This window comes from Stenotrophomonas sp. RS-48, assembly GCF_030053245.1.
In the GTDB taxonomy this organism is placed as follows: Bacteria; Pseudomonadota; Gammaproteobacteria; order Xanthomonadales; family Xanthomonadaceae; genus Stenotrophomonas; species Stenotrophomonas maltophilia_P.
Genome location: NZ_JASGBV010000092.1, coordinates 1 through 2,703, shown reverse-complemented (window position 1 = coordinate 2,703; position 2,703 = coordinate 1). Strand labels below are relative to the sequence as shown.

Genomic DNA, 2,703 nt, shown 5'->3' with positions numbered 1-2,703 from the left:
CCCCGGCGGGTGTTTCAGGGTGCGTGCGGTGCTCAGCCCTGCCTGCGCACCGGCGCACCATTGGCCTTGTAGTAGGGCGCGGTGCTGCGGGGCAGCGGCGCACGGCCGCGGATCACGTCGGCGAGCTTTTCGGCGATCATGATGGTCGGCGCGTTGAGATTGCCGGTCACCACCTGCGGCATGATCGAGGCGTCGACGATGCGCAGGGCCTCCAGACCATGCACGCGGCCCTGGCCGTCCACCACCGCCATCGGATCATCGGCGTGGCCCATCTTGTTGGAGCAGGACGGGTGGTATGCCGTTTCAGCATGCTCACGGACGAACGCGTCGATCTGCGCATCGGTCTGCAGTGCACTGCCCGGCGAAATCTCGCGGCCGCTGTATGGAGCCAGTGCCGGCTGCGCGAAGATCTCGCGGGTGATGCGGATCGCCGCGCGGAACTCGCGCCAGTCCTGGTCGTGCGACATGTAGTTGAACAGGATGCTCGGATGCTCGCGCGGATCCTTGGAGCGGACATGGATGCGGCCCCGGCTGGGCGAGCGCATCGAGCCGACATGCATCTGGAAGCTGTGTGCCTTGATCGGATTGGACCCGTTGTAGTTGATGGCCACCGGCAGGAAGTGATACTGCAGGTTGGGCCAGTCGAACTCGGCATCGCTGCGGATGAAGCCGCCGGCCTCGAACTGGTTGCTGGCGCCGATACCGGTGCCCAGGAACAACCATTCAGCGCCGATTGCCGGCTGGTTGTACAGCTTCAGCGCCGGCGCCAGCGAGACCGGCTTCTTGCATTCGTACTGGAGATACATCTCCAGGTGATCCTGCAGATTGGCGCCGACGCCCTGCAGGTGATGCACCAGGTCGATGTCGAGGCTGCGCAGCAGATCGGCCGGGCCCACGCCGGAGCGCTGCAGGATCTGTGGCGAGGCGATGGCGCCGCCGCACAACAGCACCTCGCGGCGGGCAGTGGCACGCTGCGGCTGGTCGTTGCGCAGCCACTGCACGCCCACCGCGCGCTTGCCGGAGAACAGGATGCGGTCGGTCAGCGCGTGGGTGACGATGGTCAGGTTCGGGCGCGGCCTGGCCAGATCCAGATAGCCGCGGGCGGTGCTGGAGCGGCGGCCCTTCGGCGTGACCGTCCGGTCCATCGGGCCGAAGCCTTCCTGCTGGTAGCCGTTGAGGTCATCGGTGCGCGGATAGCCTGCCTGCACGCCGGCTTCAACCATGGCTGCGAACAGTTCGTTGTTGCCGGCCTTGGGGGTGGTCACCCGCAGCGGGCCATCGCCCCCGTGGTAATCGTTGGGGCCGATGTCGCGGGTCTCGGCCTTGCGGAAGTAGGGCAGGCAGTCCAGATAGGTCCAGTCGTCCAGGCCGGGCATGCTCGCCCAGTTGTCGTAGTCCATCGCGTTGCCGCGGATGTAGCACATGCCGTTGATCAGCGACGAACCGCCCAGGCCCTTGCCACGGCCGCAGTCCATGCGGCGGTTGTTCATGAAGGGCTCTGGATCGGTCTTGTAGGCCCAGTTGTAGCGCTTGCCCTGCAGCGGAAACGCCAGCGCCGCCGGCATCTGGGTGCGGAAGTCGAGCCGGTAGTCCGGGCCACCCGCTTCCAGCAGCAGTACGCTCACATCGGCATCTTCGGTCAGGCGGGTGGCCAGCACGTTGCCGGCCGAACCGGCGCCGATGATGATGTAGTCGTACTCGTTATGGGTGCTCATGGTTGTTCTCCTTCAGGCCGGGACACGCTGCAAACAGGCGTCCCGGCGGAATGTCGGATCGGCGCGGTGGCCGGACGAGGGGCGCGGCTCAGAACGCGCTGGCGTAGTCGCCCAGTTCGACCTGCACCGACTTGATGCGGGTGTAGTGGCCCAGGGTCGAGAGGCCGTTCTCGCGGCCGACACCGGACTCCTTGTAGCCACCCACCGGCATTTCGGCTGGCGATTCGCCCCAGGTGTTGATCCAGCAGATGCCGGCTTCCAGGCGATGGATGATGCGGTGGGCGCGGCTGATGTCCTTGCTGACCACGCCGGCGGCGAGGCCGAAGGTGGTGTCGTTGGCGCGGCGGACCACTTCATCTTCGCTGTCATAGGCAAGGATGCTCATGACCGGCCCGAAGATCTCTTCCTTGACGATGGTCATGTCGTCGCGGCAGTCGGAGAACACGGTCGGCAGCACATAGGCGCCCTGGGCCAGCGTGCCGTCGGTGGCACGGCCGCCGCCGATCAGCAGGCGCGCGCCTTCGGTCTTGCCGCTTTCGATGTAGCGCAGCACGTTCTCCATGTGCGGGAAGCTGGTCAGCGGGCCGAAGTTGGTGTCCGCGGCCATCGGATCGCCGATGCGGATGCGCTTGACGCGCTCGACCACGGCGGCCTCGAACGCGGCCAGCATGCCGCGCGGCACGAACACGCGGGTGCCATTGGTGCACACCTGGCCGGAGCTGAAGAAATTGGCCATCACCGCGATGTCGGCGGCGCGGTCGAGATCGGCGTCATCGCAGATCACCAGCGGCGATTTGCCGCCCAGTTCCATGGTCACTTCCTTCAGCGAGGAGGAGGCGGCCGCAGCCATCACCTTCTTGCCGGTGGCCACGCCGCCGGTGAAGGAGATCTTCTCGATCACCGGATGTTCGGTGAGCCAGTTGCCGATTTCGCGACCGGGGCCCTGCACGACATTGAACACGCCAGCCGGCACGCCGGCTTCGGTGTA

Annotated in this window: 2 protein-coding genes; both read right to left on the bottom strand. The window is 66.5% G+C overall.

Annotated elements, in window-relative coordinates:
• Positions 1–32: 32 nt before the first annotated feature.
• Complete coding sequence (betA, locus tag QMZ25_RS16345; RefSeq protein ID WP_283219949.1) at positions 33–1,715, bottom strand: choline dehydrogenase; 1,683 nt, start codon at positions 1,713–1,715, stop codon at positions 33–35.
• Between the two features lie 88 nt (positions 1,716–1,803).
• A partial coding sequence (locus QMZ25_RS16340) for an aldehyde dehydrogenase family protein (protein ID WP_283219948.1) occupies positions 1,804–2,703 on the bottom strand: 900 nt, incomplete at its 5' end.